The organism is Streptomyces sp. NPDC004609 (assembly GCF_042873655.1).
Classification (GTDB): domain Bacteria; phylum Actinomycetota; class Actinomycetes; order Streptomycetales; family Streptomycetaceae; genus Streptomyces.
In genome coordinates this window covers 212,200-228,783 of record NZ_JBIALS010000001.1, presented here as the reverse complement: position 1 = coordinate 228,783, position 16,584 = coordinate 212,200, and the positions used below count along the sequence as shown (strand labels likewise).

Genomic DNA, 16,584 nt, shown 5'->3' with positions numbered 1-16,584 from the left:
CCGGGCACCGGGGGACGCGAGCCGTCGGGGCGCGCCGTGGAGACCGGTCTTGGGGACGGTTCGGACCGTGGAAGCGGATCACCAGGCCGGAGCGCGGGCGGATCACCGGGTCGGGTCACCGGAGACGGCTGCGGGCGGCGGTTGCGGGGCGGCGGTCATCCTGCCAGGGCCGTCAGCGGCACGGAGGGATCGCCGAGGGCGTCGGGGTCCACGGCCGCGTCCGTCCGGATCAGTGCCTGGATGGGCCCGGTCACGTCCCAGACATTGACGTTCATGCCCGCGAGGACCCGGCGGTCCTTGAGCCAGAAGGCGATGAACTCCCGCTTGCCGACGTCCCCGCGCAGCACCACCTGGTCGTACGAGCCCGCCGGAGCCCAGCCCGAGTACTCCAGGCCCAGGTCGTACTGGTCGGAGAAGAAGTACGGGACCCGGTCGTACGAGACGTCCTGGCCGAGCATGGAGCGCGCGGCGGCCGGGCCGCCGTTCAGGGCGTTCGCCCAGTGCTCGACACGGAGCGGGAAGCCGAGCAGGGGGTGGTGGGCCGAGGCCACGTCGCCCGCCGCGTAGATGTCGGGGTCGGAGGTGCGCAGCGAGGCGTCGACGGCGATCCCGCCGCCGTGGACCCGGTCGGCGAGCGCGAGACCGGCGGCTTCGGCGAGCGAGGTGCGCGGGGCGGCACCGATCGCGGCGAGGACGTCATGGGCGGGGTGTTCCTCGCCGTCGTCGGTGCGGACCGCGAGCACCATGCCGTCCTGCCCGGTGATCTCGGTGAGCCTGGCGCCGAAGTGGAAGCGGACTCCGTGGTCACGGTGGAGTTCGGTGAAGATCTGGCCCAGCTCGGGGCCGATGACCTGGTGGAGCGGGGTGGCCTCGGGCTCGACCACGGTGACCTCGGCGCCGTAGCCACGGGCGGCGGCGGCGACCTCCAGGCCGATCCAGCCCGCGCCCGCGATGACCAGCTGGCCGTTCTCCCGGCCGAGGGTGCCGAGCACCTGGCGCAGCCGGTCGGCGTGGGCGAGGCGGCGGAGGTGGTGGACCCCGGCCAGTTCGGTGCCCGGAATGTCCAGTCGGCGGGGTTCGGCGCCGGTGGCGAACAGCAGCTTGTCGTAGTGCAGGACCGTGCCGTCGCCGAGCAGCACCGACTTCCCGCCGCGGTCGACGGACACGACGGTCTGGCCGAGGTGCAGTTCGACATCGGCCTGCGCGTACCAGGCCGGTTCATGGACGAAGACGCTCTCCCGGGCCTCCTTGCCGGCAAGGTAGCCCTTGGAGAGGGGCGGGCGTTCATAGGGGTGGTCGCGTTCGTCGCCGATGAGGATCACTCGCCCGGTGAACCCCTCGGCACGGAGGGTCTCGGCGGCCTTGGCCCCGGCCAGACCACCGCCGACGATGACGAATGTCCGATGTCCGTCGACCACTTGATGCCTCCTCTGTGCTTGTGCGTCGCCTCTGGTTCCACGCTGCGCAGCCTTCAGCGAGCGTCCCGCACGGAGCGTGATGGCGGAAGAGGGAGTGCGTCCGGGCGTGTCCTCACCCACGCGCTCCCACGGCGGTCCGGGTGGCTCAGCGACGGGCCGTGAGCTGGGCGTGCAGGGTACGGGCGGAGGCATCGGTGAGCGAGGCGAGCTGATCCACAATCACCCGACCGCGCGCCCGGTCGTCCTGCGCCGCGTCGAACAGGGCCCGGAACTGGGGGTCGAGGCTGTCGGGCGCGCGGACCGTGAGCGCCTCCGCCAGCTCGGCCAGGACGATGCGCTGGTCCGCCCGCAGGGCCTCCTGCTCGGCGCGTTGCATCACATACCGGTCGGCGACGGCCTTGAGCACCGCGCACTCGTTCCTCGCCTCCCGGGGGACGACCAGCTCGGCCGCGTACCGGGTGAGCCGTCCGGTGCCGTACGCCTGGCGCGTCGCCCCTTCGGCGGCGAGGCAGAAGCGGCCGATGAGCTGGCTGGTGGCGTCCTTGAGGCGGGCCTGCGCCGCGGCCGATCCGTCGTAGTGGTGGGGCCACCACTCCTGGTCGACGAGGCGGTCCAGAGCCTCCGACAGCTCCTCGGGATCGGTGTCCGTCGGTACGTAACGGCCGATCGCGACCTGCCACATGTCGGCGCGCTCGGGCTCGGCGAGCAGCAGATTGGGGTCGATGTGACCGGCGTGCAGACCGTCCTCGAAGTCGTGGACCGAGTAGGCCACGTCGTCGGACCAGTCCATGACCTGGGCCTCGAAGCACTTGCGGTACTCGGGCGCGCCCTCGCGGACCCAGTCGAAGACGGGCAGGTCGTCCTCGTACACCCCGAACTTCACGGAACGGGGGTCGGTGGGGTGGCCGCCGCGCGCCCAGGGGTACTTGGTGGCCGCGTCGAGCACGGCCCGGGTGAGATTCAGTCCGACGCTGGTGAGGGTGCCGTTGTCGGTGCGGATGAACCTCTTGGGCTCGATACGGGTGAGCAGGCGCAGCGACTGGGCGTTGCCCTCGAAACCTCCGCAGTCCTTGGCGAAGTCGTTGAGCGCCACCTCGCCGTTGTGGCCGAAGGGCGGGTGGCCCAGGTCGTGGGCGAGGCAGGCGGCCTCGACGAGGTCGGGGTCGCAGCCGAGGGCCGCGCCCAGCTCCCGGCCGACCTGGGCGCACTCCAGCGAGTGCGTGAGACGGGTGCGCGGGCTCGCGTCCCACGCCTGGTTACGGGTGCCGGGGGTGACGACCTGGGTCTTGCCCGCGAGGCGGCGCAGCGCGGAGGAGTGCAGTACGCGGGCGCGGTCGCGCTGGAAGGCGGTGCGTCCGGGCCGTTTGTCGGGCTCGGGCGCCCAGCGGGCCGTGGCCGGATCGTCGTACGCGTGGTGATGGCCCCTGGTGCCGGGCCCGGTCGGTGTGATGCCGGTGGTGCCTTCCATGCACCGAAGGTAACCGGATGCCGTGACGGACGGGCAGCCTGTGGATTATGCGGGGGGCGAGTTCTCGCCGCCGGGCGGTGGGGGCGGGGGCGCCGGGCGTGGCGCGCGGGAGGGTGCCCGGTGCGCGGACGGCGGTGTCGGGACGTCGGTCGTCGTGCCGCTGGCGGTGGCGGTGGCGTGACCGGTGCGGACGGCGAACGCGGTCGGGGCGGCGAGGGAGACAGGGGTGGACCGGGAGACGAGCGAGGCGCAGGAGGTGGGCGCGGGCGGGTCGGCCGGGGAGTCGGCCGGGACCGGGTGCCTGCGCGTTCCGTTCAGCCGGACACGGCTGAGCTGGGTGCCGAGCTGGGCCGTGATCCGGCGGAGCAGCTGGGCGGTCGTATCGAGGGGCGGGGACTCACGAGGGTGTGCCGACTCCGTCATGGACAGATCCTGCCCCGCCGGGATTGCGGCACGGTTGCCTGCCGGTGACGAGAGTTTTCCACAGGCTCGACGGCCCCGGAGCGGGCTGTCAGACCCGTCACCTACTGTGATCGACATCAGAACCGAAGCGTCGGGGAGGGCGGTCTCGCCATGGGCTGGATCGAGACAGAAGCCGGTGGCTACACCGTAGCGCTGGACGGCACGGACGTGTTGTGCAGGAATGCGGCGGGGCGCCGGCTCAAGCAGGTGCCGCCGAAGCTCAGGGACGACTCGGCCGTGGTGCGACTGAGGCAGTTGTCCGAGTGGCTGGAGCGGCACGAGCGGGAGTGCGGGGAGCAGACGGACACCTGGCTGGTGCGTTCGCTGCCCGTCCCGGTGGCACTGCTGGCGCGGGTGTGGCCGGACGCGGCCTGGCAGTCGGCGCTGCGCGATCTGGTGGTCGCGCCGGTGGGGGCGGACGGCTGGGCAGAGATGGCGCGGGCGGGATTCCTGCGTGACGCGGACGTGGAGAAGGGCGCGGGGATCGTCGACCTGGACGGCGACTCGGTGCGCCTGGAGTGCGAGAGCGTCCTGATCCCGCACCCGGTGCTCCTCGAAGACCTGGACGATCTGCGGGAGTTCGCGGTCGAGCTGGGTGTGGAGCAGAAGGTGGAGCAGCTGTTCCGTGAGGTGTGGCGGCGGCCCGCCGAGGTCTCCGGCACCGAGTGGAAGGCGTACGCCGACGGGAAGTTCCAGCAGCTGCGGCACGCCACCGCGCGGGCCGTCTCGCTGGGCTACCGGGTGCGCGGCGGGCAGGCGCTGTGCCCGCTCGTGGAGGACGGCCGCGCGCTGGAGGCGGCGTACTGGCTGGGGGCCGACTATCCGGACGCCGAGGCCCTGACGGGTTCCCTGGAGTGGCGGGACAGGGACGGCCGCAGACTCCCGCTCGCCGAGGTGGGGCCGGTCGCCTGGTCGGAGGGAGAGCGGATGGCCGCTCTGGTGTACGCGGGCCGTGTGGCCGTGGACGACGAGGAAGCGCTCCGGTGAGCGGGGCACGGGACGCGGGCGAAGAGACGGGACGAACGACTGTGGGGGGATCCATGGACCAGCTGCTGGAGGCCGGGGCGGTGCTCCCGCTCGGCGCGGATGCGGGCGCGGAGAGCGCCGGGGGCGCGGGCGGCGGCGAGACGGGTGGCGGCAGGACCGGCCGCGGCGCGAGCGCGGGCAGGGCGAGGAAGCGGGCCGCCGGGGGCAAGGGGGCCGGGGACGCCGCCCGGGGCGACCGGCTGACGGCCCGGGCCTACGTGCATCCCGCGCTCGACGGGCGCACGGTGGTGCGGCTGGTGCCGGAGGCCATCGGGCCCGCCGAGGACCTGGCGCTGGAGTATCTGGGCTTCGGGACCGGCGAATCGGTGCCGGTGGGGCGGGTGAAGCGGCAGTCGCTCGGCTTCCCCGCCTGGGCGCTGGTCAACGACCCGAAGCACGGTCACCACGCGCTGGCCGTGGTCAAGGAGATGGAGCGGCTGACCCGTCTGGTGGCGACCAAGCCGGGGCTGGCGAAGGAGGGCTTCGACGAGATCGGCGACCGGCTCGACCGCTCCGTACCGCAGTTCCTGCCGACGTACTACGAACAGGTGGCGCGGCTCTTCCTCGCCGTGGAGTCGCAGCAGCAGGCGTCCGTGTTCTTCGGCAAGGCACGGGCGGCCGAGCAGCGGCACGCGCTGCCGGTGGACGAGGAGCGGCTGCGGGAGGTGTTCCTGGAGTTCGCGGGGGCGGGCGCACTCAGCGGCAAGGCGCTGCGGGAGCACGCGAAGGGGCTGGGCGACCGGCTCGGTCCCGAGCGGGCGTACGCGGAGTTCCGTGTCGTCACCTCGCAGCGGTGCTCGGCCGGTCTCACCCCGTACGCGGGCATGCTGGAGGACCTGCGCCGCCTCGCCAGGAGCGCGGGGCTGGACAGCGCCGCCGAGGAGCGGGAGCTGATCAGGGAAATCATCCCGACAGGGGTGATGAGCCGGGCGTCGGGGAGCTTCTGGAAGTCCGCGCTGCCCGCGCTGGCCCAGGTGGCCGCCGAGGACCGGAGTGTACGGGAGAGGCTGCTGGGGCTGCTGCCGTCCGCGGGCGGCGACAGCCCCGAGGAGTTCGACGAGTCCTGGCTCGCACTGCTGGACCGGTGCGGGGCGATCGAACTGCTGGAGGACGGGACCGTTCCGGCCGCGGACTGGCTCTCGGGATGGTGCGTGCACCGGCAGCGCGGCTGGCGCGACACCAAGCGGGTCCCGGCCGAACTGGCGCTGGTGGAGCGGCTGGCGGACCGGCTGATCGCGGACGGCACCCCGGTGAGACTGGTGCGTCCGGGCCGGCGCGGCAGCGTCGATCTCAATCTGCTGGACCTCTGCCTGTCCCTCGGAGTCCCGGTGGAGACTCCTCCGGACGATGTCGCGGCACTCGACCTGACGGTCTGGCTCCACAGCCCGGAGGAGGGCCGCAGGGATCTGGCGGCGCTCGCCGGGGACCCCCGGTTCGCGCGGGTGCTGCGCGCCGGTGTGGAGGGAGTGGCGCAGGGCGGTGACGCGCAGACCCGGCTGATGCGGGTCGCGGAGCATCCCGCGCTGCGTACGGCCCTGGTGGGCTGGCTGTCCGACCGCGCCGACGACCTCACCCGGCCGATGGCGCTCCCGGGTGTCGACCGGCTGCTGCGGAGGCTGCTGGTGGCCGGGTTCCCGCCGGTACTGGCGACCGCGCCGGACGCCCTGGAGCGTATCGCCTCGTTCTCCCCCGCCGGGGCGCTCGCGCGCACCCTGCGGGCGGGGGTCCTGGACGAGCTGGGCTGGTCCGCGCTGGAGGAGGGCCTCAAGGGGCTGGGTGACCCCGACCCCAAGGCCGCGACCCATGTCAACAGCCATGGCGACTCGGGCTGGTACGGCCTCTCGGACGCCTGGCCGGGGCTGATCGTCCGGCTGGGGATGCAGGCCCTCGTCGTAGGACCCGACCGAGTGCTGGACCGGCTGACGATCTCCCTGCCCGCCGCCAGGAAACACACGTGGGACACCCCGCACATCCGGTACATCGACGGCCAGTGGCTGACGGTGAGCGGGGTCGGTGACGACCGGCGGGCTCGCTGGTCCGGCCGGGAGGCGGAGGTCTTCCGGCCCGACGGAACGCTGCCGGAGAACTGGGTCTCCCAGCAGACTCCGTCCCTGCAACTGCCCGACGGCAGCCGCACCTTCGGCAGCCGACCGGTACGCCCGGGCGACACGTCGTTCGCCGGGGAGTGGCGGGCGGTCGCCTCGGACGGCATCTCGGTCTGGGTGCTCCACGAGGGCGCGTGGTGGGACTACGACCCGCAGTCCGCCCGCCGGGGCCGGATCTCGGTGCCCTCCTTCTTCGACTCGGCGCTCGCCGAGGGCGGCGGCACCCTGCTGGAGCGGTACTGCCGCATGCTTCCTGCGCAACCGGGGCTGGAGTCCTCGCCGTTCGGCAGCAAGGACGGTCTCGTCGGCTGGTGGGTGCGATTCGATCCGGGGACCCACACCGTCACCGCCTGTTCGGTCGACGGCAGCCGCAGCCCGGCGCTCCCCGTTCCCGCGAAGGCCGGCCCGCGGTATCTGTCGGACGGAATTCCGATGCCGCCGATGCGGCTGCCCGGCGGTGCCGTTCTGCATCCCCGCGAGTCGCGCGGCTATGAGGCGAAGATCGAGTTCCACGACTCCGACGGGATGCTCCTGTCCTCCGTCACCGAGGGCGGACTCGGCGGGGTGTACGCGGCCGGCACCCCCGTCGTACCGCCCGTCGGGTACTGGCACGCGCTGCGCCCGCGCGACGAGGAGGGGTCCACAGCGCTGCGCGGGGTGACCGCCGAGGACGCCCAGGCGCTGGTCACCGCGGTCGTCGAGGGCGCGAAGCCGGAGGACGCCGTACGGAGCCTGCTGCCCGCGATCACCCATCCGGGACTCGTGGCCGGGGTCGCCGGTCTCGTCGGCGCGGCCGCGCACCAGGCCGGGCGCGTCACCAGGCTCGCCGAGTGGGCGGAGCAGGGACGGCAGGCGTCGGCCTCCTCCGCCGCGGACCGGGCGGTCGCGCACGCGCACGACGGACGGCTGCGGAACGCGCTGTCCGGGCTCACCGACCGCCACCACCACGGCGGCTACTCGTGGGAGCAGCACGCCACCACCGCCATGGGCCAGCTCCACGCGCTCCGTGACGTCCTCGCCCCGGACGCCGACGGCTCCAAGGTGGACCTGACGGGCACCGGCGTCGCCTGGCAGGCCCTGCCCGGCGCGGGCGTCGCGGCGACCGCGGTCCGTGCGGCGGCACCCGTCGTGACGGAGGCCGAGCGGGAGGTCCTGCTGGAGTTCCTGGACGCCGTGCTCGCGGTGCGGGCGGGCGGCGAGGCGATTCTCGCGGACCCGCGCGGACGGCTGCGGACCGTGCATCTGAAGGCGCGGAAGGTCGACGAGTTCACCAGCATGCTCGGGGAGGTACGCCACGCGGGGGCGCGGCGGCTGCTGTTCACGGCCTATCGGTACGGCGGGGACAACCACGCGCACTGGGACTGCCTCGAATACGACCCGGCCGGGGCCTTCGGGGCCTGGAAGGGCTTCACGGAGGTCGAGTCCACGGTGATGGGCTCCCCCGGCGACCCGGTCCGGGCCGACGCCGTACGACGGATGGTCGACGCCGTCCGGGAGCGCGGGCCGCTGCCGTACCGGCCGGAGCAGGTCGGGGAGTTCGCCGGGCCGGCCGGTGTGAGCGGCGCGGTCGCCGCGCTGCTCCTGCTCGGGCTCCCCGGTGTCGACGGCTACGGCCGGGAGGGACTGCTCCCGGCGGAGTACCTCGCTCCGCTGGGGCTCGGGACCCCCGACGCCAAGGCCGGGCGCGGGATCCTCCAACAACTGCCCGGCGCCGAGCGCCGGCACTACGTCGGTCTGCTGCTGCCCGGGCCGGACCGGGTCGACGGGCTGTGGGCCGACGGGTTCGACCTCGAACCCCTGGCCGGGGCCTGGGTCGCGGCCCGCGGGAAGCAGCGTGTCGCGCCTTCCTGGCTGGTCGCCCGCGCGGTGGCGGAAACGGGTCCGGGGGTGCTGCTCGACAAGGCCCTCAACCCGGAGTCACAGCCCGAACTGACGGGCCGCACCACTCAGCGGCTCGACGACGGCGACGAACTGGTGCCCGCGGAGCGGGAGAAGCTGCTCACCGGCTCGGACGTGGCCGGCTATGTCGGCATGATGCGCTGGCTCGCCTACCGGCTGCCGTTCGGGGACCCCCTGCGGGCGATCCTGCCGGTCACCCTGCGGGCGCTGCGCGAGCGGCTCGCCGACCCCGGGCTGCTCATCGACCTCGGCGTGGACTGGGACGAGTCGGGCAAGGGGACTTCGGCCCGCCTCCGGGAGACCGCCGGACTGGCCCGGCGCGACAAGGCCGAGGAGGGGATCGTCGAGCTGTCGGACGCACTGGTGCTCGCACCGATGCGCTACTACAGCGGGTGGGACTCGGTGTGGGTGCGCACCTCGGCCGTGGTGGCGGGCGACGGTGCGGGACCCGATCACCCCGCGCTGAAGCTCCTGGTCGCGGTGGCCGGGGAGAAGAAGTGCCTCAAGGAGCTGCGGACGCTGCTGAGCGCCGAGTTCGAGGCCCTGGTGAGCGCCGACGGTCCGCCGGGAGCGGCGCAGTCCCCGGCGCACAGCGTCCCCGGGCTGGTCACGGCGGCAAGGGAACGGTTCGGCCTCGGGGAGGACGCGGCGTGCCTGTATCTGACGCTGCTGGCCCTGCCCGATCCGACCGACAGGAACCAGGCGGAATGGACCGGCTGGAAGCCCGCCCGGCTGAAGAAGGCCCGCGCCGAGCTTGCGGCCACGGACCTGGTGGTGGAGGCGAAGCGGGCGCGGGCGGGGCGTTCGCTGTTCCTGCCCGGCGGCTGGCTGGAGACGAAGTCCCCCAGGCTGCCCGTGGAGAGCTGGAAGACCTCGCTGCTGCCCTGGGAGACGGACGGCTTTGTGGTGCCGGACCGGCCGGTGGCCGAGCTGTTCGCGACGGCCTGGCAGCGGGTGACCGACGGTGACGCGCCGGGGTTCGAGGAGTTCAAGGGGCGTGGCGGCCGTCACGCCAGGGGAGGTTCGCGATGAGCGGGGACATGCCGGAGACGGATGTGCCACGTGCGGCACGGCAGGTGGAGCTGCCGGAGGACCGGTACGGGGAGGAGCTGGAGTTCCTCGCCGCCCATGACGCGGGGCCGAGGCCGCCGGGCTGGCGGATGACACCGCGCGCGGTGGTGCGGTTCGTCTGCGGCTCGGACGGCGAACCGCTGAAGGCCGCGGACGGACGGCAGCTGGTGGTGTCCCGGAAGTTCGTGGGCGACCGCGCCCTCGTCGAGCGGTGCGTGGTGACCCTGGCGGGTGAGCGGGGACTGCTGCTCGTCGGCGAGCCCGGCACCGCCAAGTCGATGCTGTCGGAGCTGCTGTCCGCCGCGGTGTGCGGCTCCAGCACGCTCACCGTGCAGGGCACCGCGGGCACCACCGAGGACCAGCTGCGCTACGGCTGGAACTACGCGATGCTCCTCGCCAAGGGCCCGAGCCGGGAGGCCCTGGTGCCGTCGCCGGTCCTGACCGCGATGACCCGTGGCGCGGTCGCCCGGGTCGAGGAGGTGACCCGCTGTCTGCCCGAGGTGCAGGACGCGCTGGTGTCGCTGCTCTCCGAGCGCCGGATGTCCGTGCCCGAACTGGCGGGCGACGACGGCGCGGAGGGGACCGTGCACGCCGTGCCCGGCTTCACCCTGATCGCCACGGCCAACCTCCGTGACAAGGGGGTGTCCGAGATGTCCGCCGCGCTGAAGCGTCGGTTCAACTTCGAGGAGGTCGGGCCGATCGGCGATCTCGACGCCGAGACGGCGCTGGTGCGCGGCCAGGCCACGGCGGCGCTGGCGCGGTCGGGGGCGGCGTTCGGGGTGGACGACGCGGTGCTGGAGGCGCTGGTGACGGCGTTCCGGGATCTGCGTTCGGGCCGCAGCGCCGAGGGCTGGGAGATCGAGCGGCCCTCGACGGTGATGTCCACGGCCGAAGCGGTCCATGTGGCCACGTCGATGGGCATCGGCGCGGCGTATCTGGGCGACGGGCGCGATGTCGTGCGCACCCTGCCGGGGCATCTGCTGGGCACGGTCCGCAAGGACGACCCGTCCGACCACGCCCGGCTCCTCGGGTACTGGGACGGCCCGGTCCGCCGCCGGGCCGAGAGCGGTGCGCCGCTGTGGCGGACGCTGTGGGAGCTGCGTGATGAACTCGCCTGAGGCGCCTGGGACTCCGTTCCCCGCGGGCGGGCACCCCGAGGAGGCGCTGGCCTCGCTCGCGGGGTGCCGGGACCCCTATCTGATCGGGGTCAGGCACCACTCCCCCGCGCTGGCGGCGGCCGTTCCGGCGTTGCTGGAAGCGGCTGCTCCGGAGGTGCTGTTCATCGAGTTGCCCGAGGAGTTCGCGCCGTGGCTCGGGCATCTGGCCGACCCCGCGACCGTGCCACCGGTCGCGCTGGCGGGCAGCGGGGACGGGCTGGTGTTCCTGCCGTTCGCCGAGTTCTCGCCGGAGCTGGCGGCGATCCGGTGGGCGCGGGAGGCGGGGGTCGAGGTCGTCCCCTTCGATCTGCCGCTGGCCGCCCGGTCGCGGACGGAGCCCGAGGCGCCGGGCTCCGCTCCCGGGGCTGCCGGCTCCGGAGAGGCCGGGTCCGGCGCGGGGAGGACTCGGGCGGACGGTCCGGGGCAGAACGCGTCCGGGGCGCCGGGGGCGGGCGGGACCGGGGCATGCACCGCGGGGGCGTCCGGGCCAGGCACCGCAGGCGCGTCCGGAGCAGGTACCGCGGGGGCGCTCGCGGCGGCCCTGCGGGCGAGGGCGGGGGGCCGTCCCGGTGACGATCTGTGGGACCGGCTCGTCGAGGCGACCGCCCCCGGTTGCGCGCCGGAGGCCCTGCGCCGGGCCGCCCTGCTGGTCGGCTGGGCACTGCGGGCCGACGCGGGCGCGGTGGCCCCGTACGACCTGCGGCGCGAGGCCAATATGCGGCGGCGGCTCGCGGAGCGCGGGGAGCGGCGCGCGGCGGCGGTGATCGGCGCGTTCCACGCACCCGCGCTGACGGGGGTGCCCGCGGAGGACCGCGGCCGTGGGAGCGCGGCGGATGCCCGGCCGGAGCCGACGGGCGGCGCCGGCCGGGGAGAGGCGGAGCGGGACGGTCCGGGAAAGGGCGCGGTGGGGCGGGCGGAGATCGTCACCTCGCTGGTGCCGTACTCGTATCCGCTGCTCGACGAGCGTTCCGGATATCCGGCCGGGATCCGGGATCCCGAGTGGCAGCACGGCGTCCTGCGTGCGGCGGGCGACCCCCGGCTGCTGGACGAGCTGCTGACCGCCACGGCCGTACGGATCTGTGCGGCCGTCCGGGACGCCGGGCATCCGAGCGGACCCGCCGACGCCCGGGAGGTCGTACGGATGGCCCGCGATCTGGCCACCCTGCGCGGGCTGCCCGCCGCGGGCCGCGGCGAACTGGCGGAGGCGGCCCAGACCGTGCTCACGCAGGGGAGGCTGCTGGGGCGGGGCAGGGTCGTGGCCGCGGCCATGGAGCGGGTCCTCGTCGGCGGACGGCAGGGCCGGCTGGCGCCGGGGACACCGCGTTCGGGGCTCGGGCCCGCCGTCGAGGCGGAGCTCGCCGGACTGCGGCTGCCCGGCCCCGGGGAACCCGGGCCCCGCGAGCTGAGGCTGGACGCGCTGCGCACCGATCTCGACCGGCGCCGTGAGATCTGTCTGCGGCGGCTCGCCGTGTGCCGCGTTCCGTACGGGGAGGAGTCCGAGGTCGCGGGAGTCGGCGACGCGTCCGCGCTGACCACCCGCTGGGCCGTGGCCTGGTCGCCGTCGACGGCCGCGATGCTCGATGTGGCGGGACTCCACGGAGTGACCCTGGAGCAGGCGGCGTCCGGAGTCCTGCGGCAGCGACGCGCGGAGGAACGGCGGCAGGGCGGGCCCACGGCGGCGGAGGCCGTCGACGGCCTCGCGGAGGCGGTCCGCTGCGCCCTGCCGCGGCTCGCCGCGGAACGGCTGGGCGAACTGGCCGAGCTGCTCCCGGCGACGGGCACCCTGCCCGAACTGCTCTCCGGAATGGCCCTGTTGGACCGCATCAGGTCAGGCCATGTGCCGGGGCTCGACGCCGGGTGGCGGCGCCCGGCGGTGGACGCCGCGTACGAGGAGCTGACCGCGGCGGGGGTGCGCTCCCTCGACGGCCTCGCGGGCTCCACCGAACCGACCGACGCCCAGGCCCTCGTCTCGCTCGCGGGACGCGCGGCCGAGGTGGGCGGCGGACTGCGCCTCACGGACGCACTGGCCCGGCTGGAGACGGACGCGACGCCCTTGATCCAGGGGGCGGCGGGCGCTGCGCGGGTGCTGCTGGGGCAGCGGGACCCGGGCGAGTTCGGTACGGGCCTGGCGTCGCGCACGGATGCGGCCCATACACCCGAACTGCGGGGCCGGCTCGCCGAGTTCCTGCGCGGCACGCTGCTCGCGGCGGGCCCGCTGCTGGAGACCGGCCGTGCGCTGGATCCTCTGCTGGAGAGGGTGGAGGGGCTGGCGGACCGGCGGTTCCTGGACCGGCTGCCCGCGCTGCGGGCGGGCTTCGACACGCTGTCCCCGGCGGCCCGTTCCCGTCTGCTGTCCGTGGTCGAGGACCGTACGGGCACGGCGGCGGGCACCCTCTCCGGCCCGGTGACGGACCCCGCCACGCTCGGCCTGCTGGCACTGGCCGACCTGGCGGGCTGGGAGGCCCTCGCGGCGAGGGGGCTGGGCCCGGGAGAGCAGGGTGTGACGGCGTCCCCGGATTCCGGGTCCCGTACCGGCGGTACCGCCCCGGGCGGTGACACGGCCGCCGTGGGCGGGCGCCCGGGGGCGGGTGCCGACTCGGGAGCGCGGGTGCAGGGCCCCGTAGTGTCGGAGGCCGGTTCCGGGGCGGAGGCGCCGGAGGCCGGGGCATCGGGGCTCGGAGCGGGGTCCGGTTCCGTGAGGGCCGGGGCGGAGGCGTCCCGGCCGGACGGCGGCGCGGGTCCGGACGGGAGCGGCTCTCCCGGCGCGGAGGGCGGGGTCGCCGCGCTCACACCCGGCGATCGCTGGCGGCTGCTGCTGGGCCGGGGCCGGGAGTTGAGCGGTGGGGCCCGGCGGTACGCCACCGCGCTCGACGAGTTGTACGGGCGGGGGCACGGTGAGGGCTCCCGTGGTGACGAGGGATACGGCGGACACGGTTCCGGCGGCGGCGACCAGCCCTCGTATCCGGGAGTGCGGGCCTGGTCGGAGGAGCTGGCCGCGCTCTTCGGGCCCGGTGTGCGGGAAGAGGTGCTGGCGGCCGCGGCGGACGCGGGACGGATCGACGCCGCGTTCGAGCTGGATCCCTCGGCGGCCCGGCCGTCGGTCGAACTGCTGCGGACCGTCCTGTCCTACGCGGGCGGACTCCCCGAGCAGCAGCTCGCCCGGCTCCGGCCCCTGGTGGCGAGACTGGTACGGGAGCTGACGGAGGCGCTGGCCAACCGGCTGCGGCCCGCGCTCACCGGGCTGGCGCACCCCAGACCGACCCGCCGGCCCGGCGGGCCGCTGGATCTCCCGCGCACCCTGCGGGCGAATCTGGCGACCGCCCGCCGGGACCCGGACACCGGTGCGGTGACCGTGCTGCCGGAGCGGCCCGTGTTCCGCACCCGGGCCCGCAGGTCGACGGACTGGCGGCTGGTGCTGGTGGTGGATGTGTCCGGTTCGATGGAGGCGTCGACGATCTGGTCCGCGCTGACGGCGTCGATCCTCGCCGGAGTCCCGGCGCTCAGCACCCATTTCGTGGCCTTCTCCACCGAGGTGCTCGACCTCACCGACCAGGTCGACGATCCGCTGGGCCTGCTGCTGGAGGTCCGGGTCGGCGGGGGCACCAGTATCGCCCGCGGGCTGCGGCACGCGCGCGAACTCGTCACCGTGCCGTCCCGCACACTGATCGTCCTGATCAGCGACTTCGAGGAGGGCGGGCCGGTCGGCCCCCTGCTCTCCGAGGTGCGGACGCTGGTCGACGCGGGCTGCCATGTCCTCGGCTGCGCCTCCCTCGACGACCGGGGCCTGCCGAGATACTCGACCGCCGTGGCGGGCCGCCTGGTCGCCGCGGGAATGCCGGTCGCCGCACTCAGCCCCCTGGAGCTGGCCCGCTGGGTCGGCGAGCGCGTAGGAGGTACGCAGCGATGACGACACCGTCGACGCCCCTTCCCCCGGTGGCCGCCGAGGTCGCCGCCGGAGCCCTCGATCTGCTGCCCGCGCGCCTGCGCAAGCGGGTCGACGGCGCGCTCGCGAAGGTGCCCGGCTGGCCCGTCGAGGCCACGCCGGACGGTGCACGGATCGGGGTGGACGGCGAGACGGCCGTGACCCTGAAGGTCACCGGTGGGATCGTGGCCCGCGCGGACGACGCGGTGTGCGACTGTCTGCTCGCCCCGGCCTGTCTGCACCGCGCGGCCGTCCTGTCGAGCGCGCCGCTGGCCGAAGAAGCCCCCGGGACACCGGACACGGAGAGCCACGGCCCCCCGGGTGCGGGTGGCACCGGCGAGCCCGCGCCCGAGTCCCCGGCCGGGCCGGGGCCCGCGACCGGACCGGCCGGAACAGGAGCGGTGACAGGGGCGGCGGCCGAAGCGGGAGCCTCGGCAGGAGCGGACATCACGGGAGCCGGGGAAGCGGACCGTATCCCGTCCCGCCCGGGCTCCTCCCGCATCGCCGTCCCGGAACCCGCTCCCGGGACGGAACCGGATCCCAAGACAGAACCCGCCCTGACACCGACGCGGGCCCGGGCTCCCGGCACCGGTTCGTCGCGGGCTCCCGAGCCGTCTCCCCCTCCCGGGGGCGGGACCGTGCTGACACCGGCCCAGGTCACCGCGGTCGCCACGCTCCGTACCGCCGCGACGGCCGTGCTGGTCACGGGGGTCACCGGGGCCGGAGCGGTTCACCGGGCCGAGCTGCTGCACGCGGCGCACTCGGGCCGGCTCGCCGGACTGCATCTGCCCGCCGCGGCCGCGGTGCGGATCGCACGGCGGCTGGGAGAGGCGCGTTCGGAGGATCCCGCGTTCCGGCTGTCCGAGCTCTCGGCCGAGCTGGCCGAGCTGCTGGACCTGCTGCGCAGCCCCGCCGACGCGGTGACACCCGCCCGGCGCTCGTACGAGCCATCGAAACCCCTGCGCCTGTACGGGCTGTTCACCGAACCGGTCGTCACCGCTTCCGGCTACGCGGGCGCCACAGCGTACGGCTGCGCGTCCGACGGGACGCTCTACACGGTCTCCGATGTGGCACCCGGTGGACCGGCCAGGGCGTTGCAGGCGGCCGGTGCGCCCGTGCCGGGCGGCTGTGCGCTGCCGCTGCGCGCCTGGGGCGACGGCGGCGGGGTGATCCTGACGCATCCGACGCTTTCGCCGGACGCGCGCGTCGGCGGCGGCTCCCGGGTGCGGTCCGTGAAGACGGCGGGAGCCCGCTGGCACGAGCCGCCGCTCGACGCCCTCTGGCGACGGCTCCCGGCGGATCAGCTCTCGGACGCGCTGGACTGGCTGGCCAGGTCCCCCGAGACCCGCACCGCAGGCGGCGATCTGCTCTTTCTGACGGGGACGGTCACCTCGGCGGGCTTCCGGGTGACGGACGGTCCGCTGGTGCTGCTGCTGGCGCCGGACGAGCGGCCGGAGCTGCCGTACGAGGAGAATCTGCGGCTGCTCTCCTCCCGGACCGGGCTCCGGCTGCGGCTGATCGGACGGGTGACGGCGGACCGTCCGGGCGCTGTCCAGGCGCTGGCGGCGGCATGGGAGGGGCACGACGGGGAGCCGGTGCGGATGGATCTCGGGCTGCGCAGGCTGAACCGTTCCCATATACCCGGGCCCCCGCCGGCCGCCGCCGGGGCCCCGGTCCCCCGGGACCTCCCCGCGTCACCGCCCGCGCTGCCCATGGAGCTGGACCTCCTTCGGCGCACGGTGGATCGCGCGGTCGCGGGCGGACGGGCGGTCGTCGCGGCCTCGGCCGACGGTGAACTGCCGCGCCGGCTGCGGGCGGTGGGGCTGACGACGGGGGCGCGGTGCGCGCGTTCCCTGGCCGAGACGGCGTCCGACCGCCGTCATGACGGCCTCGGCAGGCTGCTGCCAGCCGACCCGGACGCCTTCGCCACGGCCTGGCTGGCGGCTGCCGTGTACACGTCGGCAGCGGCACGTTCGCTGCTGCCCGCGGCCTGGTCCGCGCCCCCGGCCTCGCCGGACGCCCTCTCACCGAAGTGAACCGATCGGCTCCGGCGGGC

8 protein-coding genes are annotated in these 16,584 nt (G+C 75.0%); 5 read left to right on the top strand and 3 right to left on the bottom strand.

What is annotated here, in order from left to right; all coding sequences use genetic code 11:
- Positions 1-155: 155 nt before the first annotated feature.
- The 3 genes from ACFYT4_RS00890 to ACFYT4_RS00880 form a co-directional block, all read right to left on the bottom strand.
- Positions 156-1,418, bottom strand: coding sequence for an NAD(P)/FAD-dependent oxidoreductase (locus ACFYT4_RS00890; RefSeq protein WP_389263901.1), 1,263 nt, complete (start codon positions 1,416-1,418; stop codon positions 156-158).
- Positions 1,419-1,563: 145 nt separating this feature from the next.
- Positions 1,564-2,886, bottom strand: a complete 1,323-nt coding sequence (locus ACFYT4_RS00885) for a deoxyguanosinetriphosphate triphosphohydrolase (protein WP_389263899.1) — start codon at positions 2,884-2,886, stop codon at positions 1,564-1,566.
- A 45-nt stretch (positions 2,887-2,931) separates the two neighbouring features.
- Positions 2,932-3,309 (bottom strand): hypothetical protein, encoded by a 378-nt coding sequence (locus ACFYT4_RS00880; protein WP_389263898.1) that lies wholly within the window; start codon positions 3,307-3,309, stop codon positions 2,932-2,934.
- A 150-nt stretch (positions 3,310-3,459) separates the two neighbouring features.
- Here ACFYT4_RS00880 and ACFYT4_RS00875 point away from each other — a divergent pair, with 150 nt between their 5' ends.
- The 5 genes from ACFYT4_RS00875 to ACFYT4_RS00855 are packed head-to-tail and all read left to right on the top strand — an operon-like array spanning position 3,460 to position 16,564.
- Positions 3,460-4,335: a DUF4132 domain-containing protein gene (locus tag ACFYT4_RS00875; RefSeq protein WP_389263896.1), complete on the top strand. Its 876-nt coding sequence runs from the start codon at positions 3,460-3,462 to the stop codon at positions 4,333-4,335.
- 53 nt (positions 4,336-4,388) lie between these two features.
- A complete protein-coding gene (locus tag ACFYT4_RS00870) occupies positions 4,389-9,410 on the top strand; it encodes a hypothetical protein (protein WP_389263895.1) in 5,022 nt (1,673 codons plus the stop codon).
- Positions 9,407-10,567 carry an AAA family ATPase gene (locus ACFYT4_RS00865; protein WP_389263894.1) on the top strand — a complete coding sequence of 387 codons (1,161 nt, stop codon included), beginning with the start codon at positions 9,407-9,409 and terminating at the stop codon, positions 10,565-10,567. Before ACFYT4_RS00870 ends, ACFYT4_RS00865 begins: the two co-directional genes overlap by 4 nt.
- On the top strand, positions 10,554-14,513 hold the full coding sequence (locus ACFYT4_RS00860) for a DUF5682 family protein (protein ID WP_389263892.1): 3,960 nt from the start codon (positions 10,554-10,556) through the stop codon (positions 14,511-14,513). Before ACFYT4_RS00865 ends, ACFYT4_RS00860 begins: the two co-directional genes overlap by 14 nt.
- Positions 14,510-16,564 carry a hypothetical protein gene (locus tag ACFYT4_RS00855; protein ID WP_389263890.1) on the top strand — a complete coding sequence of 685 codons (2,055 nt, stop codon included), beginning with the start codon at positions 14,510-14,512 and terminating at the stop codon, positions 16,562-16,564. The genes ACFYT4_RS00860 and ACFYT4_RS00855 overlap by 4 nt, the downstream gene beginning before the upstream one ends.
- Positions 16,565-16,584: the final 20 nt, after the last annotated feature.